The following is a 24,207-nucleotide window of genomic DNA, read 5'->3' as shown; positions in this document are numbered from 1 at the left end:
TTTAAATGGATATTAATTTGCTTTACCACTAAGTGGAAAGCGCTTATTTCACTCAGGAGGATTATTGTGAAATATAAACTAATCGCATTAGCTGTGAGTGGTGCCCTTCTTGCGGCATGTGGCAGCGACAATGATAATTATGTAACCCCAGAAAACGTTACCGTGCAAGCCTATGATGGCGGTGTACGGAACATTGAAGCATTCTATAACTGTGGTGATGGTGACATGTTAATGGGGACTACCGGTGGTGGTGGTTTTCTTGAGATTGGGCTAGGAAATTTCCCTGAATTCACTGAAAACCCAGATCAGTGTGTAGTGAGCTTCGGTCCTACTCAAGGTGCCGTAGATGAAGTCAACAGCAAGGACATGAGCGAGGTACAATACATTGTTCCTCTAGAGTTGTATGAGCCTAATACAGTTATCGCGGCTACACCTTATACAACACTAATTAATAAGCGAATAGAGGAGCTTGAAGCAGCGGGAGAAGACGTAATTATTGATGACATCATTGATGATGTCTTTGAAGACTCATTACCTGAGGGCACTGATCTTTCTGATGCACAAAAGCGTCAGTTGCTTAGCGATCCTGATGCTGCGTTAGCTTCAATGAGTACTGAACAATCAACAAACGTGCAAGCTGCCACCATTGCGCTGTCTGATGCTTTAGTTGCTCAGCCTAATAGATCTTCAGAAGATCTCACTAATGTAACCCAAACTATATCGACCTCTTTGGCTGCAGATCCTGATTTTCCAGTCAATCAAACAACAGGTAAGCCTACCTATATTGATGTGTCAGAAGACCTGAAAGATGAAACTGCATTTAATGATGTAGTGGCACAAGAACCAGATCCAGAAGAGCCTTTACCGGATGATACTCTACAAGATGGTGAAGAGCTTCCAGAGGAACCACCAGCGGTAATTCCTCCTCCGGGAGAGGAAGGTCCACCACCAACAGGTGGTACTGGCGGCACCACAGGATAAGTAACAACCCATAAACGCCTCTTAAATAAGAGGCGTTTTTTTAGTCTCGACTAATTTTCTATTGTCTAGGTGCTCTTTGGTACCAAGGACTTCTTGCATCCGTCACTTCAAATAGCTCATATTTCCTCTGTAGCATCTGCCCCCCATCTCGAGTGATTGGAAGCCAAGTGAAGTTAGCTCGATTCTGACTTGGTCTCACTGTCATCACATCAAACGGTATCGATATATAAAAACCTTTAGTAAAGCTTCCTTCACCATACTCCTCAGGGGTTAAGTCTGAAAAGCTGGCAAATACTCCTGCAATAACCCCTGAGTCAAATTGTTTGGAAAAATCCACTCGAGCGCCTATATCCCCCGCTAGAAATTCCCCAACGCCCACTTTAAACAAAGTATCATCCAGCCAAGACCATCGGGGCATATAGTAAGCACTAACAAACCCTGTAGTCCCTTGGTCAATGACGTTGTAATAGCGTTGATCAGCTTCACTGTACTGGCTAGAGCTATCAAACAAACCAAGCCAAGTTTCGGGGTCACGTTGATAAATAAGATTTAAATCCACACCGAAAGCCCAACTACTATTTAAAGGGCGATACAGCACTTCCCCCCCGACTCCAGCAAACATGGTTTCTAAGTAACCCCCATAGATTTGCGTATACCAATTAGAGCCAAGGTCTTCAAACCAAGTAAATTGCAGATTCTTTACTAAGAGGGCACTTTCATCCACATAAGCTCGAAACAAAGTACGCACTCGAGGAACATCAGTACCATCCGGTGGCGCTACGTAATTAAATTTATCGTAGTTATCAATCAAGTTAAGGTACAAAGCCCCACTCAACTGTAGGTTTGATGTCAGCCAATACCCTGCATCAGCATTGACACCGATGCTATACAGATAAAAGCTTTCAGCCGAGCCGAAAGACTGTATTAGCTGAGGAGAGAACGCATAATCAAAGCGCTCAAATTCATCGTATTGTGCCTTACTCTGCACAGATTCGGCATTCTCAACCACAATTGAGTCTTCAATATCTAGATCTAAGTATTCTTGTTCATGAGCGGAAACAAATGTCTCACGATCGATGTGTGTTTCTAAAAGAGGCATCGAGTATTGAGTTTCAATAATAGAAATAGTTTCTATTGAAGAAGGGGTGTGACTGATAGCAACCGTCGCCGCTCGCTCTTGAGCATGAGTTCTATCTCGATATCGCTCTTGTTCAGCAGAAATAGTTACCCCGCCCTCCTGAGTGCTAATGGCATGAGTTTTATAGCCCGCGACTTGATACAACTCCTCAGACAATCTTTGATAGTCAATATCTTCATTCGATGAGGTACTGTTTAGCCTTAGCTCGGGAGGCTTCTCATCAATCCATGTGGCATAGAGATCATTGAAATTGGTGGATAGTGTGAGCCCGAACGTTAGGGTGTCTCCCCGTTCATAACTCACTCTCATTTGTGCCCAATCATCTACTCGGTAGACTAAGCCAAAATTAATGGGGATATGCTGCGTCATGTCTGCTCGCCCAGCGACTACCGGAGCATCTTGTGAATAATCATTGGTATCATATTCAATTTTGAATGAAAGAGGCTGAAAAGGCGTTTGATACTCTAAACCAGCATAAATAGATGCCGGTCCACTAAACCAACGGTCAGTGTCAAATTGTCCTCCATTCCCACTAAACTCATTGGTTCTGTTACAAAACCTATCCGCCATTGAGCACATTGGATTGGAAATATTACCGCTTTGACCGATATAGCCCCACCCAATACCTAATGTGGCATCGAAGGGACCAAAGCGTTTGCTCGCAGCTATAAATTCGCCATCAAATAACCCAGTACCACCAAAATCCCTAAAACCAATGGATAGCTCGGGAATAAAACGACTCTCTTGTAATAGTCGGATCTTAAAATCAATCGCTTTATCAGCGAGTTCATTGTCACCGCTAAATTCGGGGTCTCCACTATAAAGCAAGTCTTGAACTAAGGTGTACCGAACCGTCGTTTCTAACCAAGGCATCAATTGCAGGCTTAGACTATAAAAATGATACTCGTTATTCCATGTTCCATTGAAACTAAACTCCCCCTCTCTTGCCATCCTACCTGTTGGCATTTGCATCAGGCCAACACCACCAAAATCGGACTGAGATGGCGAGTATTGCGCACTATAAAACAGATCCTCTGCGAGACTCACTCCACTTGGTAAACTCACACACATTAGCCCGATAGCGAGGTTGTAAGTCGACCTCATAGCCCCACCTTATGTGTGAGCAGTTCCGCTATCTGCAAATTAAGGTCTTCATTCTCGCTAGCAAGGCTTCTGAGTCCAATAAAAATGGTGGACCCAGGAGCAAAATAGACCTCCTTGCCATTCCACCAACCATAAGATATCAACTCAACCACACCGTCTGGCTGAATGACAAAAGCAGTACTTGCTTTTGCACCTGGAAGTAGTTCAATTTGGTTGTGTTCTAAATAGTCGGGAAGTTGCCAATGGACGTGAAAAGAGACTAATTTGGGCTTATCAATAGCGCCTATTATTCGAATTTGAGTTGGCCTAGTCGTTAAAAGTAACTGAAAGCGCAGCTCTGGATTATCTGATTTAAATTGTAAAATGGGATCGCTAGATATTTGGCTTCGCGCCCAATCAGCATCAAGTGTATAAGGCAACCTTCTTAGATATGAAAAATGCTTCAATTGCTCAAGAATTGAGTGAGAAGATTGATTTAAACTAACATTATTCGGTTTATTCGCCCTTTGATAAAGTTGCTGGAATACCTCATCAATCTCGGGCTTCATTTTTGAATCTTCGTCCAATAGGGATAGGTGATTTGCTATTGTAAAAGCCGCAGGTTCTAGCCTATGAGCATCGATTAAGACCTGACTTAATCGCACCGCCTTTGAATAATGAAGCTCCGTCTTTTGATTCGGCATAGCTATTATCAAAGCACTAGACCAAGCAGTATCTGCAGAAAGCATCAGTACCGAAACAAGAAATGCAAAAGAAACTTTATTAATGCCTTTCATCGTAGCTTCGCCATAGCCCGTTAGCCAAAGTCACGGATTAAGAGCAATTCAATTTTGCTCATATCCGGACCTATATGCTGAATCGTTCTAATTACTCTGCCTTGACTATCCACCCAATAATGATTGTCAAAGCCTGCTTTAAGAGACTGGAAATAAACAGTTTCAATGTAATGCTTGGTTGCGAAAGTTTTTAGTGGAGTATCCACCGCCTCACTTCCGATAAATTTTCTGCTGATTTTGGCTTGATAGCCATAACGATAACCTGGTTGCCAATCGTACATAACAGACCACGAAGCAGGGGTAACAGAACCAAACGGATAACTCTTAGTTGAAAGCTCAGCAAGATTGTCTTGAGGCATAGCTAGCGTCTTGGTAATTCGTCCTCCTTCAGTGACTATCATTACTCGATCTTCGGTTATCCATTTTAATTGTATTGGGTCTTTATCCGATAACCTATCAGCATAGGCTAGGACCATGTGTATTTGGTGACCTTGATTAATTCGGGCATAAAGACTTGCATAAGGCAATTGTTGTAAGCGTTCCTTAGCAAGTTCAATATCCTGCTCACCCCATATCGACTGCTCTAAGGTGGCTCCCACATCTTTAAATTTTTGGGAACACCCTGCGATTAATGCAGATAAGATAAAATACAACAATCCCTTTTGTATCATCTTGCCAACCCTGCAAAGCTCAAAGAAAAATCTTTATTAACAATAGATTACAGACAGAAAAAAACCACTTTGCAGACGAAAGTGGTTGGTGTTTTAGAGGGGTATTTTATTGATTGTTGACCGTAGTAGAGGGGGAATCATCTCCCGCATCAGCAATCGCAACTCCCGCAACAATAACAACTGCACTCACAGCAACAACTGCGCCGACAACGGTTCCTGTGGCAAGTGTTGAGGCTGTCGTTCCGGCAGCAACACCACCAGTAGTAGATGCTGACGTGGCCGTGCCCGTAGTGCCTGCTGCAGTTTCAGTCCCGGTTACCGCTTCTTCTGCCGCAAAAGACAAGCTTGCAAAGCTCGCTAGTAATAGCATCATCGATCTCTTCACCACACCTACCTTATGTTTAAGTCCATCTTCTCTATTTGGAGTTATCATTGAGCTCGATATGCTCTAGCATACTTTTCCACATCTTGGCTTTATCCTGATCGGCCAAAGGGTTTTCTGGGGACTTATACCAATCAGCTAAAAACATCTGAGCCCTCACGCAACGTTTATTCGCTGCGTGCTCTATTAACTGTAAACCCTTGTCCATATTACTGCGAATGCCAAAACCCTCAAACAGGGCAACTCCCTGCTCATACTCGGCTTGCTCATCGCCATTCAATGCATCAAGAGCACTTCTCCAGTAACGATACTTATCTTGAGGGACTACGTCTCCGGATGATCTTTCACACACCCTTACAATACCTTCTATGCCGTCTCTACTCTCTTGCAAAGCCGCTTTTTCAAACCAATACACTGACTCTTTAGGATGCGATAGCTCGTTTTCTCGAGCTAATTCGAGTTGTTTAGCCAAATGGCCATTATCCGCAAGAGCGACTTTTTCTTTATGAATTCGTACTCGCTCCGCTTTAGCTAAATGAGCTTGCTGTTCTGAATACTGACGTCGTTTCTCTGCTCGAGCAGTGCGACCTGAAAGCCATTTTGCCACACCTAAAAATACCAGCATAAAAGCAAAGATAGAGCCAACGGTAGCGATAATCTCAGTAACTGTGTCCATACAGTACCTCCATGCGACAAAAGCCCGGTTTGCCCTCCCATCATTATGATGGTTTAGACATACCAAGCTAGGAAATCTAAAGACTAGTAAATATGATCTAGCCACTAAGACATGGTTAAATTATAGTTCAAGATCGTTCGAACTTAGGTTTTACCACACTTAGGTCAACCTTGATAACCACAAAGTCTTCAGTCGCCACTGCCTTTTATTGCTTCTTAACGCAGACTGTTTATCTCGGATGCAAAGCTATGGAAAACAGCAAGCTCAATATTTATCAGGCACTTACGCAAATGTCTGACAACAAGCTATCTAGGTATGCACCTTGAGGAATAAAAGAAGAAAATGGATTGAAGAAATTCGAATTTGTCTGGTTTAGCTTTGCTATAAATACATAAATTGGGCAAAACACACATCAATTTTCAAGTGTATCGCATCACGCAATGATTGCTGACAGTACGAAAGCCCCCTTTTTGTTTGCATCGAAGTCCCGCTCCATTAGCCTTAGGTAAATGAAGGTAATGCCAGCATCGGATGCTCTAGGCACAACAACAATCGCTCCCTCATTTCTACTCAAATTTAATGAGTTTCAGTTTACAGTGTAAATCTCTAGTTGGAGATTTTGATAACCTACAGTAATACCAATTTCAGTAAGCGAATAGCGAACTACTGGGTATACCACCTATATATTTACACTCGATGCGCCATCGTAAAGGCAAAAAAAAGCCAGAGTAAGGTGTACACCTTCTCTGGCTAACAGGACAAATACACAAAGTATTTCGGGTTAAAAGCTAGTTAGCTTGGCGCGTCTCTAGTGCATCAATGTACACCTGTTGAGCACCTTCTACGTTAAGCTCTTTTGCTTCATCTAATAGGGCTAACGCTTTTGGCATATTGTCTTCTTCAACAGCCTTTCGAATGGCGTTGTGATAATAGTCTTGCGTTGACTTCTCTACGGTTGCATCTAAGTTTTGCGTATTTTTATCTGCTTCGTCTTTTGCAAAGACTCCAGCGCTTGCACCTGCAACTTCAACCACCAATTTACCCGTTTCAGAGTGTGGGGTTGGAATGTCCTTCAGTTCAGGCATGTAACCGCCCTGACCTTCTACCATTGCGCGGTAAGGGTCTACACGATCGGTTGTTTTAGCCAATTCTTGTGGTGTTGTGTAAATCAGCATAGTGACGGTTTTCTGATCAACCGGCGGTGTAAATCGGATTTCTGCGACTAGGCGATCTCCCCACGCTAAACGCGGACGGCGATATTCAAATGATGAAGAGTCGTACTTCTCAATCACTTCACCATCATTAGTAACGATCATAATCTCTGGTGAAAAGAAAGTCTTGTCTGAAGTCATGTTGCTCGTGACTGAAATATCCAATGGACCACGGTTTGATGGGATCTCGAAAGCAGCGACAGGGCTATCGATGACATTGTTATTCAGTACCTGTGTATTTTGATCAATCGTCACTAATGCTTGTGTATCAAGGGTAAAAGGCGATTTAACTAGCGATGCTACTGAAGTAGCAGCGGTGTCTGATTGCCCCACTTGATGAATAGTATCTTGGGTTGCACAACCAGCAAGAGCCACACAACAACTTAACACTAAGGCTCGTAATTTCATTGGATGTTTCCTTTGTTATTTTTTTAATGACTTTGAAATCTGACTATCTGTTATAGCAAATACAGCAGAGTAAAGCCCTTAAAAAAATAGCCGACTGAACGTCGGCTATTTGATAAACCTAATTCAAACTAGAACGGTTTGATTACCACCATGCTTCTGCTTGGATACCAACAACATACTCAGTGTCGTTACCTTGACCAAATGCATTGTCGTCTTCAGTGTCTAGGATGTAAGAACCGTATACGCGGATTTCAGGACGAGCCCAGAAGCTGCTTCCCATAGCCCATGCTTGAGCTACTGTAAATTTAGCGTTACCAAAGTCTTCAGTGCTACCGTTGCCATCTAGCTGTTCACCTGCATTGTAACCCGCTTCGAATACTGTACGCATAGTGTCATCCCACTTGTACATAGGGCGAACAACTACAGAGTATTGGTCAGTGTCGTTAGTAGCGCCAGTGTCATCACCGATGTCTTGACCTGCCATAAATGCTAACTGGTGACCCATTTCCCAAGAGTCGCCCATTGAGATAACACCCCAGTTGATCAGGCGGTAACCTGTTGAATCGTTGAAGTTATTAGTACCACGTGCGTAGTATGAGCCTGAACCCCAGAAGTTAGCTGCTTGAACACCGTAACCATTAGTACCGTACTGGAATACTGTTTGGTTAAAGCCAATGCTCAAACCTTGCTGAAGGATGAAAGTTGCTAACAAGCCATCATCAGCTTCTTCAGAGCCGCCATCTTTTTCGTTTGCAAAGTTGTATGCAAGAGCGACTTCTAAGTTAGCATCAGACCATAGGCCGATATTTGCTAGACGAGCATCAAAGATAAAACCAGAAGAGTCATCGCCATTCTCACCATCTTGGATTACAGCTAGAGAAAGTTTTTGGTTACCAACAGATAGGTTTTCAATACCACCACCAGTACCCGATGTATTCAGGTAGTAGAAGTCTGTAATATGGATGTCTTTACGTTGGTAGTATGTTTTACCTGCCCAAAGTGTTGCTTCCTTGTCGAAATCAAAGATACCATTTGCTTTAACAGCAAACTGTGCAACATTGAAGTCAGCATCTTCCCAACCGTTTGCACCTGGAGCACCAGAAGCAATCATTGACTCGATACGCCAGTTAACTTCACCCGTTTGAAGATCTTGAGCAAGACCAAACTCAGAGTAGTTGTCGTTTTCGTTACCTAGACGACCAATACCGTTTTTGTTTACTGCTACATCAGAACCACTGTTACCAGAGATACCAGTACCAGCACGCATGTAACCGTTGAATTCTACAGCCATAGCTGAAGTAGATAGTAGGGCAGCTGTAACCGCTGCTGTAAGTAGGTTTACCTTTTTCATTATTCGTTAACTCCCGAAACGATTTTTTTTATTTTTCTAATACATTCTTCGCTGCTTAACAGTCCATTCCGTTAATACCGCCAACAAAAAATGTAAGTGTGAAATCTGTTCTTATTCGACAGGAGAGATAATAATTGGAACGGTATAGGTCTGAGTCCTCCTCCTTTGGTTAAATAGCGGGGGAAGCAGGGAGGGGATGAGGGGGCGTAGATATAGCTACTTGTCTAGTTGATCACACAATTAAGGAGTAGATCGGCCACTGCTAGAGAGAGCGGTCACAGTGGATTATGCGCAGAGTAAGATCTATGTCTCTATTTAAAAGTTCCATCAAATATTCATTTAATTTCGTCAAATAGTATTTTTCGTGATGTAGCTCTCAATACCCTATGACGAAAACTTTTGTAACCACTTCGATACTGGGTTTACTCATCAGCCAGCTAGCAAGATTAACGTGTAGAGCCTCACTACAGATAGTGTACGGTGTTCAATATTTTTACTTAAAACCTGATCAGAACAGGCTTCATGGCACAATCACTATTGCGTTAGCGGGGCAAACCTTTTAACTTAACACTCAAACCATTCACAAAATAAACAAAAGACAAAACAACGAATGAGTAGTAAACAATCGCGCCCTTATCCGCTAGGCGCTGAACTAGATAAAAGTGGATGTAATTTCTCTATTCACGCACCTAGCTGCAAAGAGATATCTTTAGCGCTTTTCGACTCCAAAGGCGAGTTCAAAGCCTACCCAATTACTGAAAATTACGCTGGCATTAAACACATCTATATAGAGGGTGTTACTGCAGGCCAAGAATATGGCTTCGTCGTCATCGACCCAAATGGCGAGAAAATCCTATTATCAGACCCTTATGCCAAAGCATTAAGTAAGCCTCTTCACTATGTCGCGCCCTTTTCCAATGAAAAAAGCTGGGCGATGGCAAAATCTGTTGTCACGTCATCAATATTTGATTGGCAAGAAGTTGAGCACCCTCGATTAGCGCGTTCAGAAATAGTGCTATTTGAAACTCATACTAAAGGGCTGACAAAGCTGAATAGGAAAGTGCCTACTGAGCACAGAGGAAAATATCTGGGTCTGGTTAGCGATGAGATGCTCACGTTTTACAAAGAGCAAAACATCAACTGCCTACAATTACTTCCAGTAGCGGCTTGCATGCATGAACCGCATCTACTAGATATGGAAATGGTCAATTACTGGGGATACAACCCTTATGTATTTATGGCTCCCGATCCACGTTACGCCGATACCGACGCCGTTCAAGAGCTTAAAACCACAATTCGTGAGCTACATAAGAATGGTATCGAAGTCATTTTAGATGTGGTTTATAACCATACCGCTGAAGGTGGTGATGGTGGGCCTGTATTCAACCTTAAATTGCTAGACAACCAATATTACCTTAAGCACGGTTGTCACTATGCGAACTTCACAGGCTGTGGCAATACTGTCGATCTGAATTACCAACCTGCACTGAATTTGGTCATGGATACCCTTCGTTATTGGGTACAAGAGTTTAAGATTGATGGGTTCCGCTTCGATCTTGCTGCAACTCTAGGTCGCAACGGTGACAACTTTAATCGCGACGCCGCATTCTTTAAAGCAGTGGCGCAAGACCCTGCACTAAAAGAAACTAAATTAATCGCTGAACCTTGGGATATTGGTCCAAATGGCTATCAGGTAGGAAACTTCCCCGATGGTTGGAACGAATGTAACGACAAATTCCGCGATATTACACGTAGCTTTTGGCGTGGCGATCAAGGCTTCTTAAAAGAGTTTGCTACGCGAATCATGGGTTCTCGCGACTTGTACAGTGCAAGCCGTTGGCCACACAAGATGACCATCAACTACATCACCTATCATGATGGCTTCACTATGCAGGACTTAGTGTCTTACAAAATGAAGCACAATGATGAGAATGGTGAGCACAACCATGATGGACATGGTGATAACCGCTCAGATAACTTAGGCATTGAGGGCGAAACCTCTAGCACTGAAATCATCCAGTTACGAGAAAAGCGTAAGCGTAACTTTATGAGTAGTTTGCTGTTTTCGTTTAGTATCCCTCATATTCTCACTGCTGATGTGCTGTCACATACCCAAAAAGGCAACAACAACGCCTACTGTCAGGACAATGAAACCAGTTGGTTAGATTGGGAGCTTGAAACGCATGAAGAAAGCTTCAAATTGTGGCTAGCAAATATGCTAAAAGCTCGTCGTGAGCACATGTTACCGTTCATTGAAGCATTTAGCGGAGAAACCCGTAACGACAACCGCGTGAGTTGGCATCGTCCTGATGGTCACTTAATGGAAATGGACGACTGGAATCAGCTTAATGCCGTGTCATTAAAATTAGGCATTGGTAAAGATGGTGCTGAGCTTCTTTATTGTATTAACCAGTCTAAAACGCCTGCGCGCTTTAAGCTACCTGATGGTGGAACCGATCGCTGGACATTAATTTGTGATACCGGTGAATCAGAAACAGGTAAAGGCGAAATCACTAGAGACATGTTGTTAAAACCACAGTCTATGGTCATTTTGAAGGCTCAAGGACCTGCAAAAATACTGCCGGTTAAACAAGAAACTTTAGAAGCCTAACCGCCCTAGCCCTTTCAAACCTAAAAAGTAGCCTCAGCCTTTTGCTGGGGCTACTTTTTTTAAACCTTCAAAGTTATAGCCCTAACAAACAACAATCGTTACATTTTCGAACGGAATTAATTGGCTTTAACCTCGAAAACTCTCTGACACAAAGAACATACATACAGCCTTCCACCTGTCTTATATCAAGGCTATGCATACAAAAACACGCTTTAATACGGCACTTGTCATTTAACGACGACACAATAAAGAGATCTTGATCACATTTACAATTACTATACAATCGCCTTTCGTTTCAAAGCGGACAAAAAGTAACCGCGAAACTTAATGGCGTTAAACGCCCAACTAAATTAACAACAATGAACTCAGTATGGCTTTACCAAGAACTATTATTCGGCTTATGCGACCTTATGTGGTCGTGCTCAGTACAGTATTAATTTTCGTTGCTTATCAACACTACGTTAGTGTTAAAGATGATGCACTGAAACAAACACAGGCTAATCTCAGGACAGCTGCAAAGCTGACTAAGGCACACCTAAAAAATAGCATCAATATCTTTTCTTCTTTGAACAGATCATTTGAGCTTGAAGATCAGAGTGCTTCTAATCTTAATGCTATCAATATTATTCGAAATACTGAGAATTATAACGATATCTTACGTTACGATGCTGGCACCAATAAGGCGTTCTCTGAGTCTGAAATCTACAACGCAAGCTTACATAATACAGATGCAAAGTCCTTTAATATGCAAGATGTCAGCTGGACCGATATCAGTTTCATGGAAAACCGATACCAAATATCCAGCCTATATCGCAGTCAAAATCGCCGTTGGGTCGTAGCATTACGCGAAAAAAACCCAGTTAATACACCTCAATACATTATTGAATTTGACCTAATGTATATGAGTCAGGCTCTGATAGATCTGCGTACCCTAAACAGTGGTAACGTATTTATTGTTGATAGGGCCACTGGCAAAATAATACTGCATCCAAATCCAAACAGGATTGGTGAAATGGCGGTTATCTATAAATATTCTATTGCCGGTGAACTATCTCAAGATGAGAGAGCACAGCCTGTTAGCTACTATTTTTCAGATACACCAAACTATACGTTCAATCCAGAGAATGCGTTACCCAACAATAAACAGTCTGGTTCGATAAATTATTTCTTTCACGGTGACGCAAAACTTGCGTCCTACAACGCCAAAAATAGCCTAAATTGGATCTATTTTTCGTCGATATCTCGATCTGATCTGTTTGCTCACAGTTATTCAATGCTACTTGTTGCCTTTGTTGCATTGAGCTTATCCTTATTCGTATCTGTCTTTCATTACCTGAATAAACAACTGCAAGTTGCGCTCACTGATTTGTCAAAAACAACTACTCTACTGGAGTTCAAAAACCAGGTTCTGTATCTACTAGGGAGATTTTGTACACGTCGACGTGCGCAGCTATGCCTCTATAATCACGAGGGGCAGACGTTTTATACTGTCGACTATCATGGTCAAGAACAGTCGATATTAACCGATAAAGAATATGCTCTAGACCTACTAACAAGTAAGGTGAAGTATCTACGCTCAGCGAGTCAGGATCCTTTGGCGAAACAGATTCAGTTAAGCACAAACTATTATCGTATTCCTTTGCTTGGACACAATGGACTGACTGGTGTGATATTCATCGAAAGTCGGTTTCAGACATTTCCAAGCTTGATGAAGCTACTACAAACCTATATCGAAACTTCGTTATCTAACGTATTGTTACAGCAACAGATTTCACTACGTGACGCTGCTACAAATCAAGATAACTTGTTTACGCTACGCAATAAAATCAATCGCTACAAGGGTCACCGTGATGTGTACCTACTGACTATTGATGTGGATGACTTAAAGCTGATTAACTACCAATATGGTTATATGTGTGGCGATCAGCTGATACTCGAGATGTCGAGTGTGATCACTAAATACTTCCCAACATCATCGACACTGTCAGTCGCCAGAACAGGGGGGGATGAATTCTGTGTGCTCTACAACGCCGTTGATCAGCAACACGCATTTATCTTGGCAGAAAAACTGCGTGCTGCCATTGAAGGACATAAATTTGTCTTTGATACCGTAAACGTCAACTTTACCGTCAGCATCGGTGTATCTCACCTGTATGATTGCGTAGACAAAACACTGTCATCATCACTACAAGCCACAGACAAAGGCAAACAAAACGGCAAAAACCTGGCCATTATGAGTGCTGTTTCTTGATGATTATTTATGAGTTAGGGGGGTTGCAGATTTCAAGCATCCCACTCTTTGATGCTGAAAGCTTCTAGCTCTCAGCAATGACAGCTTTCGTCGTTTCCAAGGTCTTTTATTGGAGACCTCTTCAACTGCAGAACAAATTAGATCTCCGATTAAAGCGCTCGGAGATGACCGTTTTTAAGACAATATCTTCAGCTGGAAGGTAACACTTACGCCTTTCAACAATGGCATTTTTCGTCGTCTCCAAGGTCTTTTATTGGAGACCTCTTCAACTACAGAACAAATTAGATCTCCGATTAAAGCGCTCGGAGATGACCGTTTTGAGACGATATCTTCAGCTGGAATTTAATAACTCACGCCTTTCAGTAGTGGCACCTTTCGTCGTCTCCAAGGTCTTTTATTGGAGACCTTTTCAACTGCAGCACAACTTAGATCTCCGATTAGAGCGCTCGGAGATGACCGTTTTTAAGACAATATATTCAGCTGGAAGGTAACACTTACGCCTTTCAACAATGGCACCTTTCGTCGTCTCCAAGGTCTTTTATTGGAGACCTTTTCAACTGCAGCACAACTTAGATCTCCGATTAGAGCGCTCGGAGATGACCGTTTTTAAGACAATATCTTCAGCTGGAACGTAGCAGTGGCACTTTTGTCGTCTCCAAAGTCTTTTATTGGGGACCTCTTCAACTACAGAACAACTTAGATCTCCGATTAGAGCGCTCGGAGATGGCTATTTTTAAGACGATATCTTCAGCTGGAAGGTAACACTTACGCCTTTCAACAATGGCACTTTTCGTCGTCTCCAAAGTCTTTTATTGGAGACATTTTCAACTGCAGAACAACTTAGATCTCCGATTAGAGCGCTCGGAGATGACCGTTTTTAAGACAATATCTTCAGCTGGAAAGTAGCACTCACGCCTTTAAGCAATGGCACCTTTCGTCGTCTCCAAGGTCTTTTATTGGAGACCTCTTCAACTGCAGAACAAATTAGATCTCCGATAAAATCGCTCAGAGGTGATCCTTTTCAAAAAGACGTTTTAGGCTGCCAATTAAAAGAATCATTCTTAAGATGTTCTTTCCTTTATCATCAACTATCCTATTTATCTAAGTGTCTGTTTAAAAAACACTATTTAAACCTTGCTCACTATTTCTTATTGTCTCTCAGCAAGGTGCATTTTAGGATTAGTTTATGTATAAAATCTTCGAAGGATTCACTAAGGCCTTCCCAAAAAACGAGCCCGAACAGCCACCCAATACGGTTATCGCTTTTTGTCGTTATTACACCAAAGGATTTGAAAAGCCTCTGCTATTGATGGCGCTACTCAGTACTATAGTCGCCATTGTAGAGGTGTCCCTCTTTAGCATGATGGGTAAGCTTGTTGATTGGTTAGGGTCAAGTGATCCTGACTCTTTCATGCAAGAAAATGCAGATACGCTCATCACCTACGGCGTATTGGTATTAATCGTTATGCCTCTTTTAGTCACTTTGCATTCACTGGTTCAACATCAGACCTTACTTGGCAATTATCCGATGTCTATTCGCTGGATGGCACACCGCTATCTACTGAAACAAAGTTTATCGTTTTATCAAGACGATTTTGCCGGCAGGATAGCCACCAAAGTAATGCAAACATCCCTCTCGGTGAGAGAGACCGTTATGAAGACGCTGGATGTATTTGTGTACGTCTGTGTCTATTTCACTTCGATCATAGTGCTTCTTGCTCAAGCTGATTATCGTTTAATGCTACCTATGCTGGTTTGGCTGTTAGCCTATATTGCTATCCAAATCTACTTTGTACCTCGCTTAAAGCAAGTCTCTTCAGAGCAAGCCAATGCGCGCTCGACCATGACCGGACGTATTGTCGATAGCTACACCAACATCGCAACAGTTAAGCTCTTCTCGCATAGTAAACGAGAGACCGAGTATGCAGAAGAAGGCATGGAGGGCTTCTTGGACACTGTTTATCGCCAGATGCGCCTTGTCACTGGCTTCAATGTCATGGTGGAAATCGTCAATTATGTTTTAGTGTTCGCCATTGCCGCGATATCCATCATGTTATGGATGGATAATGCCATCAGTATTGGGGCTATTGCCATCGCCATCAGTTTGGCACTGCGGTTAAATGGCATGTCGATGTGGATCATGTGGGAAGTAGGTGCGTTGTTTGAAAACATGGGCACCACCGTTGATGGCATGGCGACACTTTCTAAGCCTATAGACATTAAGGACAAACACGATGCTAAGCCTCTGCAAGTTGCGAATGGTGGAATACACTTTGATGACGTCAGCTTTCATTATGGTGAAAACAAAGGAGTAATAAGCAATCTGAGCTTAAATATTAAGCCTGGTGAGAAAGTAGGCTTAGTGGGACGTTCTGGAGCAGGTAAATCGACCTTAGTGAACCTACTGTTGCGCTTTCACGATGTAGAAGGGGGCAAGATAAGTATAGATGAGCAAGATATCTCAGCCATCACTCAGGACTCATTGCGCAGTAATATCGGCATGGTGACGCAAGATACCTCACTACTACACCGCTCTATTAGAGACAACATCTTGTATGGTAATCCGACAGCCAGTGAAGACCAATTAATTGCAGCGACCAAACAAGCACACGCTCATGAGTTCATCGAAACATTAACCGACCCGTTTGGTAACCTTGGCTATGATGCTCAAGTAGGAGAACGAGGAGTGAAACTCTCTGGCGGACAACGTCAGCGCATTGCCATTTCTCGTGTACTGTTGAAAGATGCACCAATATTGGTGCTTGATGAGGCAACTTCTGCTTTGGATTCTGAGGTTGAGGCTGCTATTCAAGAGAGTTTAAATGAGTTAATGGAAGGAAAAACCGTAATCGCTATTGCTCACCGTCTATCGACAATTGCGGCTATGGATAGACTCATTGTTTTAGATAAGGGACACATAGTGGAGCAAGGCACTCATCAAGAACTCATACAAGGTAAGGGAATTTACGCACAACTATGGGCTCATCAAACCGGCGGTTTTATTGCACAATAGATCAAAGGGTTAACTCATCATCACATCTGGCCTAGAGAATTCTCTAGGCCTTTGCTTTTCTATCCTGCCTGCTGAAAACCTTGTTCCTGGATCGACTGAGTATTAAACACAAAAAAAGCATCTATCCAGTGCAGAACAATAGCGGAATCGGGGGCTTCTTTTAACTGTTCAAAGGTGGAACGATAATGCTCATCACTAATTAAGTGTTTACGCATCTCAATGAGCTCAGCTGTAAATTCCATAGAGAATTCGGGGTGCCCTTGAACGGTGAAAATATGGTTGTCCTTTGCCAGCATAAAGTTAGGACAAAAATCACTGGAGGCTACAACACGCATACCGCGAGGAACGGTAATCACTTGATCTTGATGGCTCACCAACATTCGAAGCCTATCGATAGACAAATTCATCCAACGCTTTTGGGCAACAATGTTGACTTCATAATTACCTATCCCCCAGCCTTTGGTTGATTTGTCGACCGTCCCCCCAAGAGCACGAGCAATGAGTTGATGACCAAAGCAGATTCCGACCAAAGGTTTACGTCTTGCTTCGCATCGTTGAATCCAATCAATTAATCCTAAAATCCACGGTTCATCATCATACGCATTAGATACACTTCCAGTGATTATGTAACCGTCACAATCTTCTATTTCAGGCCGTTGCTGATTGAATGCATCGTACTCATAGAAGGTAATTTCATTATTGACCGCTTTAAATACCGTCGCGATCATATTTGAATATTGGCCGTAATTTTCAGAAAGTGCCGGTGCTAAATGCCCGCATACTAGAATCCCTATTTTCATCCATCGCCCTCGCTTATCCTTTGAGAAACCCGCTCAACACTAACGAGTATAGGCACTTATTTCTCATCACATCGACAAATTCAGAAAGAATAAAGCTCAAAAATCAACCATAAATCCAAAGTGCAAACTTAGCTGCAGATCACGTTTTAATACATAGTTTAAAATTTCCGACCTATCTTTGAGATCTCATAAATAGTCACCCATCTTCTATGAACTCAACCCTTTAAATTGGCAACAACTGAATACACAAATGCTTAATCTGCATAAAATGCGAATAAAATAAGGTGATATTCAATCACAATGAATATTTTTGGCTTGCTAAGCACTTCTAAGCCTGTATTGTGACTTCTCATTTTAGATTGCAAGGGATGCATTTTTTATGCTGTTGATACGTCCAATTACAGCAAGCGATCGTCAAGGACTGGCGGAATTAGCGAAGCAAACAGGTACCGGTTTCACCTCAATGCAGGATGATCCAAAGCGCATCGATCAAATGATTGAAGATGGCTGTGCCGCGTTTGAGAGCGATACCCCTCTAGAAGATGGATATTATTTATTTGTTGCTGAAGATTTAGAGCAACAAACATTGGTTGGGACCTGCGCAGTGCAAGCGGGTGTCGGCTTACAAGACCCTTTCTACAGCTATCATTTAGATACAACTGTCCATGCCTCTCGTGAACTGGATGTATACAACAAGGTGCAAACCTTAAGCCTTAGCAATTTCCATACTGGATGCACTGAGTTGTGCACTCTGTTTTTACTTCCTGAGTCGCGAATAAGCTACAACGGTCATTTGCTATCTAAAAGTCGTTTTTTGTTCATGGGCCAAAACCAAGAACGCTTTGATTCTACTGTTATCGCCGAGATGCGCGGTTTTAGTGATGAAGAAGGAAGTTCGCCTTTTTGGGAAGGACTAGGGCGTCACTTTTTCAACCTTGATTTTGCAATCGCCGATAAGCTTTCGATGCACGATAAGGTATTTATTGCTGAATTAATGCCGAAAAACCCTATTTATACCAATTTACTTCCAGAGGAAGTTCAAGAAGTGATTGGTCATACACACCCTCACACTTTGCCAGCACGCAAGCTTCTGGAATCAGAAGGATTTCGCTTCAACCACTACGTTGATATCTTCGATGCAGGCCCAATGCTGGAGTCGCAAGTCAGAGATATTAGAGCGGTCCGAGAACAACGCTTAGCTACCGTAAAGATTGCCAAAGATATCACTGCCAGTGAGGTGCCCTACCTAGTCAGCAATGGTCACGTGAAGCACTTCCGAGCCTTAGCAACCAAAGCGATACAGTTTGAAGGCAATACCATCATTATGGATACCCAGCTTGCCGATACATTGAAACTTAAAGAGGGCGATTCTGCGCCGTTTGTTCCACTATTTAACGCTCTAGCAGAGCAAGAGTAGAATCCATTCAAGGAGTGAAAATGAACAACTCAACCCAACATGTTGAAGCCAATTTTGATGGTCTTGTAGGCCCTACTCACAACTACGCAGGTCTTTCTGATGGAAACCTTGCCTCAAAGAACAATCAAACCAAGGCATCTAGCCCTAAATTAGCGGCCAAAGAAGGTCTCAAGAAAATGAAAGCGCTACATGATCTTGGCATGGTCCAAGGGGTTATAGCGCCACTCGCCCGCCCAGATATCGGCATGCTTCGCCAATTGGGTTTTACCGGGGATACCGCCTCAGTATTAAAACAGGCCGCTAAACATTCACCAGCGCTTTTAGCCGCTTGCTACTCTGCATCAAGCATGTGGACAGCTAACGCAGCGACAGTCTCTCCCAGCCGTGATACACACGATGGTAAACTGCACTTTACGCCAGCAAATCTAATCAATAAGTTTCATCGCTCTATTGAGCATCCGCAAACAGGCCGAATTTTAAAAGGCATGTTCAGCGATGCCAATCATTTTGCTCATCACAATGCGCTTCCAGCAAGTAACTACTTTGGTGATGAAGGTGCAGCAAATCATACTCGATTCTGTAATGAATATGGCGACCATGGCGTAGGATTCTTTGTGTTTGGCGAAAGTGCGTTTAATGGAGCAATGCCAAAGCCGAAGCGTTTCCCTGCGCGCCAAACGTTAGAGGCAAGCTCTGCTCTTGCCCGAATACATGGATTGGCGGAAGACAAGGTCGTTTTTGCTCAGCAAAATCCAGACGTCATTGACGCAGGTGTATTTCATAACGACGTCATAGCTGTGGGCAACCGAGACGTCATGTTCTGCCATGAGCACGCTTTCCTGAATAAAAACGATGTTTACAACAACCTGAGTACTGCTCTAGAAAAACCGTTAAACGTCATAGAAGTCCCTGAATCTGCAGTATCTGTCACAGATGCGGTAGGGAGTTACTTATTTAACAGCCAATTGCTAAGCCTGCCAAATGGTAAAACCGCATTGGTAGTACCGAGAGAGTGCGAGGAAAACCCTCAAGTTGCTGATTATCTGCAAACCCTGATTGCAAGCAAGCAAGGTATTGATGAGTTGCTGTGTTTTGACTTAAAACAGAGTATGCAAAATGGTGGTGGTCCAGCATGTCTGCGCTTAAGAGTTGTTCTTTCTCCTGACGAACAAACGGCTATGAATCAATCTGTTATTATGAATGATTCGTTATTTTCCACACTAAATCAGTGGGTAGACGCACACTATCGTGATTCTATTTCTGCTCAAGACTTAGTTGACCCAGCGTTGTTAAGCGAAAGTCAGTTTGCATTGGATGAACTCACTCAGATACTCAAGCTAGGCTCAGTGTATGACTTCCAAAAAACGGGAGCATGACCGTACGCGATACATTTGGTGCAACAAAGTATGAAAATAGTTCCATTTCATTAACTAGACACATTTTGTTAACAAATAAAATGGATCTGCGCCTTAATTACAGATAAGGTTATTTTGTAGTCGACGTTCTCAATGACTACAAAATGAGAAGACTTAATTAAAGTCTCATACATTTGGTCTTATCTGTATCAGTTGGCTAACTTTAACACATCAGACCCACTCTCCATACCCAAGGCCATCCACCTTGGGTTTTTCTTTGCGTGGTCGTCAAGCAACAAACCCATTGCTCATAGCCCGTCTACTATTGCAATATTTGTACTTAGATTTCCGCTAAAAACACGCGGAAATGACGTGTTAGTCCACTAGCAGGCACCGCTTTTGGACAGTGTCTAGCCTCCTCTAGAACCATACATATAGGCGTATCCCGTTAGCGCACATTGCTACTCAAAGACTCGTCATTGCCGAGGTTTCTATCGGCAAGCTCTCCCTGAAACCTCACATTTTGATAAATGATGCACCGCCGATAGAAATTACATCCCATCAACAAAACAGCAACAAACTTGATCTGGATCATTTTCTGAAATGCGCAGCTGAATTAAGGTGAAGTTGTTAATAAAGTGTGAACAAAGGAGTATTCGCATGGAACTAAAACAAGACCCAAGATGCTACACAGACGTATGCGTAAACGGACTTTGGTATCACTACGATCACTGTGGAAAAAAAGCTTATGTACTCAGAGGAGGAGCTTCACCTTCGGTGGACTTCCATAAAGAGCCTAAAACAGAAGATGAGCTGGTAGATATGATCAAAGCATTAGGCCAAGCGAAGTAATTTAAGGTCGACTAACATCAATAGAAAAACGCCCTGATTTACATCAGGGCGTTTTAATTTAATAGCGTCTTTTGAGAAGCTTATGCCTTGCGACGTGCCGATACAGCATCAGCAAGTTGACGTAACACCTTCTCAGTATCTTCCCAGCCAATACAAGCATCAGTAATAGACTGTCCGTATGTTGCCGCTTTTCCGTCAACGAGGTCTTGTCTGCCTTCAACTAGATGTGACTCAATCATTACACCGAAGATAGCTTGCTCGCCATTTTCCAACTGCGCTGAAACGTCCTCAGAGACGTTTATTTGGCGCTGATATTGCTTGCTGCTGTTTGCATGGCTAAAGTCAATCATCACCTTCTTACGCAACTTAGAAGCTTCTAGTTGTTGTTTGATATCAGCAACGTGCTCAGCACTGTAGTTCGGCTCTTTGCCGCCACGAAGAATGATATGACAATCTGGATTGCCACCCGTTTCCACAATCGCAGAATGGCCATACTTCGTTACCGATAAGAAGTGATGAGATGCCTCAGCACTTCGGATCGCATCAGATGCAATCTTGATGTTACCGTCTGTACCGTTTTTAAAGCCAACTGGGCAAGATACGCCTGAAGCCAACTCACGGTGAACTTGAGACTCTGTAGTACGAGCACCGATAGCACCCCAACTAATCAAGTCACCCACATATTGAGGTGTGATCATATCTAGAAACTCACCCGCCGTCGGTAACCCCAAATCAGTTAGGTCGAGTAGCAGTTTACGAGCAATTCTTAGGCCATCATTAAGCTTATAAGTATCGTTTAAGTACGGGTCGTTAATTAAACCTTTCCAACCAACCGTAGTACGAGGTTTTTCAAAGTAAACACGCATAACCACTTCTAGGCGATCACCTAACTCATCACGAAGAGGTTTTAAACGCTTACCATACTCTAGTGCAGCTTCAGTATCGTGAATCGAACAAGGACCGACGATCACTAACAAACGGTCATCTTGGTCATTTAGAATGTCGTGAATCGCTTTTCGTGAATTATATGTGGTCGCAGCTGCAGTTTCTGTTGCTGGAAAGCGCTCCAAAATAGCAATTGGCGGTAGTAGTTCTTTTACTCTATTGATGCGAACGTCATCGGTTTGGTACATAGTAGATTATCCTTAAATTCTTACCGCTTACAGAATGTGCACATGGCATACTAAATTTATGCAGTGCTATAACGGCATCTGTTTTGCTTGTGTCCATGCAACTTAACTAAGAAGAAAACGAGTTTCAATCACTTTTTTAATTAAAAAGCAATATTTCGACAATATATAAATTTTACGCGAGGTGTATAGTTTATATTACACCTTGTAATTGAGAGTATCAAAGAGACTCAATGCATCATCTAAGACTCTAATTTATAATGACTTAATAATAATTCAGCACTACGCTTCGCATGTAAACACTTTTCTTCTTCTGTGGGAAATTCTCTCATTCCTACCAACAGCGGCCAGAAATAATATCCTTTTATTAATGCATAGGTTTGTTCAGTAAATAGGCTAATATCGCATTCTCGTAATTTTCCATCTGCCATCGCTTGTTTTGCCCAAAGAGTTATAGCGCTGTCTTCTTTGGAAAACTTTGCCACTTGCAATTGCAACTCTTCAGGGGAGTAAAAATAATGACCGATAGCAACACGTGCCAATTCAATGTAATCAGGCGCACAGCTCACTTCAATTTCAGCCAGCAATACTTTTTCTAACTGCAGCTCAAGATCCATATCTGACTGGTAATCTAGGTCAATTTCTTGCACTGCTTCTCGCCACAAAATGCCCACTAGCTCGACCACTAATGCTTCTTTAGAACTGAAATGATTGTATACCGTGCGTTTGGAGACACTGGCAAGGCTAGCAAGCTTATCCATACTGGTGTTTTTAACACCAAATTCAAGAAAGGACTGTTTTGCCGCAGCAAGGATCGCTTCGCGCTTTAATTCACTACGTGTTTTTTTCATTACTTATCAGAATCTTATCAATGATAGAGGAAAAACCATTATTTGATTTTACACTATGCAGTTTACTTTTAAAACCTTACGTGTAAACTACACCGTATAGTTTACTTGTGTTGATTGCATTAACATGAAACGATTTGTATTAGGAGCACTGCTTATGTCGACAACAACCATCAACGCAGCTGAATTTTCATCTGCTGAGAAAAATGGCAAGTTTCAGAACAACGAGATCAAATACAAAAGCGGTCTAGGTGATCTTTACGGCATTATTAAGTCCTATGTTACAGCAGATCGTGAATATCCGATTCCACAAGGAAGTTTACCAAGTGTTCCTCTCTCCCGAGTGGATATTGAGAATACAACTAGTCCAGCGGTTGCTCGCCTAGGTCATAGCAGTATGCTCATTCGTCTAGATGGTAAAACTATTCTTACTGATCCTGTTTTTAGTGATCGAGCATCACCAGTGCAATGGGCTGGCCCCAAGCGCTTCCAACCTGCTGCGATCTCTATTGAAGAGCTCCCAGCTATCGATATGGTTGTCATAAGCCATGATCACTACGATCACCTAGACAAACACGTCATCAAGTCAATACACACAAAAGTCGAACACTTTTTGGTTCCGCTACGTATTGGCAAAATCTTGCAAGATTGGGGCGTTGCTGAGGAAAAAATCATTGAATTAGATTGGTGGCACGAAAAAACAATAGGTTCAATTACCTTTGCCGCGACACCCACTCAACATTTCTCTGGTCGCAGTCTATTTGATAGAGACCAAACCTTATGGGCCAGTTGGGTAATAAAGGGCGAACAAGCTAACCTATTCTTCAGTGGCGATTCTGGTTATTTCTCTGGATTTAAGGCTATTGGAGAAGAATATGGACCGTTTGATCTGACTATGATGGAAACAGGTGCCTATAACGATGCATGGAGTGATATTCACATGACACCAGAGCAAAGTGTTCAGGCTCATATAGACCTTAGAGGAAAAGCAATGTTGCCTATCCATAACTCTACTTTCGACCTTGCTCTTCATGATTGGTTTGAACCCCTCGAGCGTGCACTCAATCATGCAAACAGCAAGCAAGTTCAATTAATTACGCCAATATTTGGACAATTGGTCGATGTAGGCTCACCAAATAGCCAAACTCAACACGCATGGTGGCGTGATTTGCAACCCGATACAGAGGAGTTCAAAACAGCGGTAACGAATACCCTTTAATGGTGAGCAAAGA

18 protein-coding genes are annotated in these 24,207 nt (G+C 42.5%); 8 read left to right on the top strand and 10 right to left on the bottom strand.

Features of this window, described 5'->3' with window-relative positions:
* Window positions 1–66: 66 nt before the first annotated feature.
* Entirely contained in the window at window positions 67–981 is a 915-nt protein-coding gene (locus tag OCU48_RS19135; protein ID WP_141346158.1) for a hypothetical protein, read from the top strand.
* A gap of 58 nt (window positions 982–1,039) precedes the next feature.
* Here OCU48_RS19135 and OCU48_RS19130 read toward each other — a convergent pair whose 3' ends face one another.
* The 7 genes from OCU48_RS19130 to lamB form a co-directional block, all read right to left on the bottom strand.
* A complete protein-coding gene (locus OCU48_RS19130; RefSeq protein ID WP_141346157.1) occupies window positions 1,040–3,223 on the bottom strand; it encodes a YjbH domain-containing protein in 2,184 nt (727 codons plus the stop codon).
* Window positions 3,220–3,999, bottom strand: a complete 780-nt coding sequence (locus tag OCU48_RS19125; RefSeq protein WP_141346156.1) for a capsule biosynthesis GfcC family protein — start codon at window positions 3,997–3,999, stop codon at window positions 3,220–3,222. Before OCU48_RS19125 ends, OCU48_RS19130 begins: the two co-directional genes overlap by 4 nt.
* Before the next feature lie 20 nt (window positions 4,000–4,019).
* The gene (locus tag OCU48_RS19120; protein WP_141346155.1) at window positions 4,020–4,670 is read right to left on the bottom strand and encodes a YjbF family lipoprotein; all 651 of its coding nucleotides are present in this window, start codon (window positions 4,668–4,670) and stop codon (window positions 4,020–4,022) included.
* 106 nt (window positions 4,671–4,776) lie between these two features.
* Entirely contained in the window at window positions 4,777–5,043 is a 267-nt protein-coding gene (locus tag OCU48_RS19115; protein WP_141346154.1) for a hypothetical protein, read from the bottom strand.
* Window positions 5,044–5,086: 43 nt separating this feature from the next.
* Window positions 5,087–5,728, bottom strand: a complete 642-nt coding sequence (locus OCU48_RS19110) for a tetratricopeptide repeat protein (protein ID WP_141346153.1) — start codon at window positions 5,726–5,728, stop codon at window positions 5,087–5,089.
* Window positions 5,729–6,516: 788 nt separating this feature from the next.
* On the bottom strand, window positions 6,517–7,347 hold the full coding sequence (locus OCU48_RS19105) for a MalM family protein (protein WP_141346152.1): 831 nt from the start codon (window positions 7,345–7,347) through the stop codon (window positions 6,517–6,519).
* A gap of 142 nt (window positions 7,348–7,489) precedes the next feature.
* Window positions 7,490–8,698 (bottom strand): maltoporin LamB, encoded by a 1,209-nt coding sequence (gene lamB, locus OCU48_RS19100; RefSeq protein ID WP_141346151.1) that lies wholly within the window; start codon window positions 8,696–8,698, stop codon window positions 7,490–7,492.
* Window positions 8,699–9,308: 610 nt separating this feature from the next.
* Here lamB and glgX point away from each other — a divergent pair.
* The 3 genes from glgX to OCU48_RS19085 all read left to right on the top strand — a co-directional run bounded on the left by glgX (window position 9,309) and on the right by OCU48_RS19085 (window position 16,573).
* Window positions 9,309–11,309, top strand: coding sequence for a glycogen debranching protein GlgX (gene glgX / locus OCU48_RS19095; RefSeq protein ID WP_141346150.1), 2,001 nt, complete (start codon window positions 9,309–9,311; stop codon window positions 11,307–11,309).
* A 370-nt stretch (window positions 11,310–11,679) separates the two neighbouring features.
* Window positions 11,680–13,560 carry a sensor domain-containing diguanylate cyclase gene (locus tag OCU48_RS19090; protein WP_141346149.1) on the top strand — a complete coding sequence of 627 codons (1,881 nt, stop codon included), beginning with the start codon at window positions 11,680–11,682 and terminating at the stop codon, window positions 13,558–13,560.
* A gap of 1,186 nt (window positions 13,561–14,746) precedes the next feature.
* Window positions 14,747–16,573 (top strand): ABC transporter ATP-binding protein, encoded by a 1,827-nt coding sequence (locus tag OCU48_RS19085; RefSeq protein WP_141346647.1) that lies wholly within the window; start codon window positions 14,747–14,749, stop codon window positions 16,571–16,573.
* 59 nt (window positions 16,574–16,632) lie between these two features.
* On the opposite strand, the gene OCU48_RS19080 is transcribed toward OCU48_RS19085, so the two are convergent.
* Window positions 16,633–17,373, bottom strand: a complete 741-nt coding sequence (locus OCU48_RS19080; protein WP_141346646.1) for a type 1 glutamine amidotransferase — start codon at window positions 17,371–17,373, stop codon at window positions 16,633–16,635.
* Between the two features lie 379 nt (window positions 17,374–17,752).
* Between OCU48_RS19080 and astA the strand changes: the two genes are divergently transcribed.
* From astA to OCU48_RS19065, 3 genes are all read left to right on the top strand, one after another.
* Window positions 17,753–18,790: an arginine N-succinyltransferase gene (gene astA / locus OCU48_RS19075; RefSeq protein WP_141346645.1), complete on the top strand. Its 1,038-nt coding sequence runs from the start codon at window positions 17,753–17,755 to the stop codon at window positions 18,788–18,790.
* 20 nt (window positions 18,791–18,810) lie between these two features.
* Complete coding sequence (gene astB / locus OCU48_RS19070; protein WP_141346644.1) at window positions 18,811–20,166, top strand: N-succinylarginine dihydrolase; 1,356 nt, start codon at window positions 18,811–18,813, stop codon at window positions 20,164–20,166.
* A 639-nt stretch (window positions 20,167–20,805) separates the two neighbouring features.
* Window positions 20,806–20,997: a hypothetical protein gene (locus OCU48_RS19065; protein WP_141346643.1), complete on the top strand. Its 192-nt coding sequence runs from the start codon at window positions 20,806–20,808 to the stop codon at window positions 20,995–20,997.
* Window positions 20,998–21,077: 80 nt separating this feature from the next.
* On the opposite strand, the gene aroG is transcribed toward OCU48_RS19065, so the two are convergent.
* Both aroG and OCU48_RS19055 read right to left on the bottom strand, forming a co-directional pair.
* Complete coding sequence (aroG, locus tag OCU48_RS19060) at window positions 21,078–22,130, bottom strand: 3-deoxy-7-phosphoheptulonate synthase AroG (protein ID WP_141346642.1); 1,053 nt, start codon at window positions 22,128–22,130, stop codon at window positions 21,078–21,080.
* Between the two features lie 239 nt (window positions 22,131–22,369).
* Window positions 22,370–22,978, bottom strand: a complete 609-nt coding sequence (locus tag OCU48_RS19055; protein ID WP_141346641.1) for a TetR/AcrR family transcriptional regulator — start codon at window positions 22,976–22,978, stop codon at window positions 22,370–22,372.
* A 124-nt stretch (window positions 22,979–23,102) separates the two neighbouring features.
* On the opposite strand from OCU48_RS19055, the gene OCU48_RS19050 reads away from it, so the two are divergent.
* Complete coding sequence (locus OCU48_RS19050) at window positions 23,103–24,194, top strand: MBL fold metallo-hydrolase (RefSeq protein WP_371859132.1); 1,092 nt, start codon at window positions 23,103–23,105, stop codon at window positions 24,192–24,194.
* Window positions 24,195–24,207 lie beyond the last annotated feature (13 nt).

The sequence above is a fragment of the Vibrio inusitatus genome (assembly GCA_024346935.1).
Classification (GTDB): domain Bacteria; phylum Pseudomonadota; class Gammaproteobacteria; order Enterobacterales; family Vibrionaceae; genus Vibrio; species Vibrio inusitatus.
Note: the sequence above shows the minus strand (reverse complement) of the source record. Positions and strands in the feature narration are given on the sequence as shown.

Bases quoted from the DNA above. Each gene is read 5' to 3' on its own strand.
- aroG (WP_141346642.1), bottom strand. From the start codon at position 22,130: ATGTACCAAACCGATGACGTTCGCATCAATAGAGTAAAAGAACTACTA.
- OCU48_RS19085 (WP_141346647.1), top strand. From the start codon at position 14,747: ATGTATAAAATCTTCGAAGGATTCACTAAGGCCTTCCCAAAAAACGAG.
- OCU48_RS19125 (WP_141346156.1), bottom strand. From the start codon at position 3,999: ATGAAAGGCATTAATAAAGTTTCTTTTGCATTTCTTGTTTCGGTACTG.
- OCU48_RS19105 (WP_141346152.1), bottom strand. From the start codon at position 7,347: ATGAAATTACGAGCCTTAGTGTTAAGTTGTTGTGTGGCTCTTGCTGGT.
- lamB (WP_141346151.1), bottom strand. From the start codon at position 8,698: ATGAAAAAGGTAAACCTACTTACAGCAGCGGTTACAGCTGCCCTACTA.
- OCU48_RS19130 (WP_141346157.1), bottom strand. From the start codon at position 3,223: ATGAGGTCGACTTACAACCTCGCTATCGGGCTAATGTGTGTGAGTTTA.
- OCU48_RS19090 (WP_141346149.1), top strand. From the start codon at position 11,680: ATGGCTTTACCAAGAACTATTATTCGGCTTATGCGACCTTATGTGGTC.
- glgX (WP_141346150.1), top strand. From the start codon at position 9,309: ATGAGTAGTAAACAATCGCGCCCTTATCCGCTAGGCGCTGAACTAGAT.
- OCU48_RS19110 (WP_141346153.1), bottom strand. From the start codon at position 5,728: ATGGACACAGTTACTGAGATTATCGCTACCGTTGGCTCTATCTTTGCT.
- OCU48_RS19080 (WP_141346646.1), bottom strand. From the start codon at position 17,373: ATGAAAATAGGGATTCTAGTATGCGGGCATTTAGCACCGGCACTTTCT.
- OCU48_RS19055 (WP_141346641.1), bottom strand. From the start codon at position 22,978: ATGAAAAAAACACGTAGTGAATTAAAGCGCGAAGCGATCCTTGCTGCG.
- astB (WP_141346644.1), top strand. From the start codon at position 18,811: ATGAACAACTCAACCCAACATGTTGAAGCCAATTTTGATGGTCTTGTA.
- astA (WP_141346645.1), top strand. From the start codon at position 17,753: ATGCTGTTGATACGTCCAATTACAGCAAGCGATCGTCAAGGACTGGCG.
- OCU48_RS19050 (WP_371859132.1), top strand. From the start codon at position 23,103: ATGAAACGATTTGTATTAGGAGCACTGCTTATGTCGACAACAACCATC.
- OCU48_RS19120 (WP_141346155.1), bottom strand. From the start codon at position 4,670: ATGATACAAAAGGGATTGTTGTATTTTATCTTATCTGCATTAATCGCA.
- OCU48_RS19065 (WP_141346643.1), top strand. From the start codon at position 20,806: ATGGAACTAAAACAAGACCCAAGATGCTACACAGACGTATGCGTAAAC.
- OCU48_RS19115 (WP_141346154.1), bottom strand. From the start codon at position 5,043: ATGATGCTATTACTAGCGAGCTTTGCAAGCTTGTCTTTTGCGGCAGAA.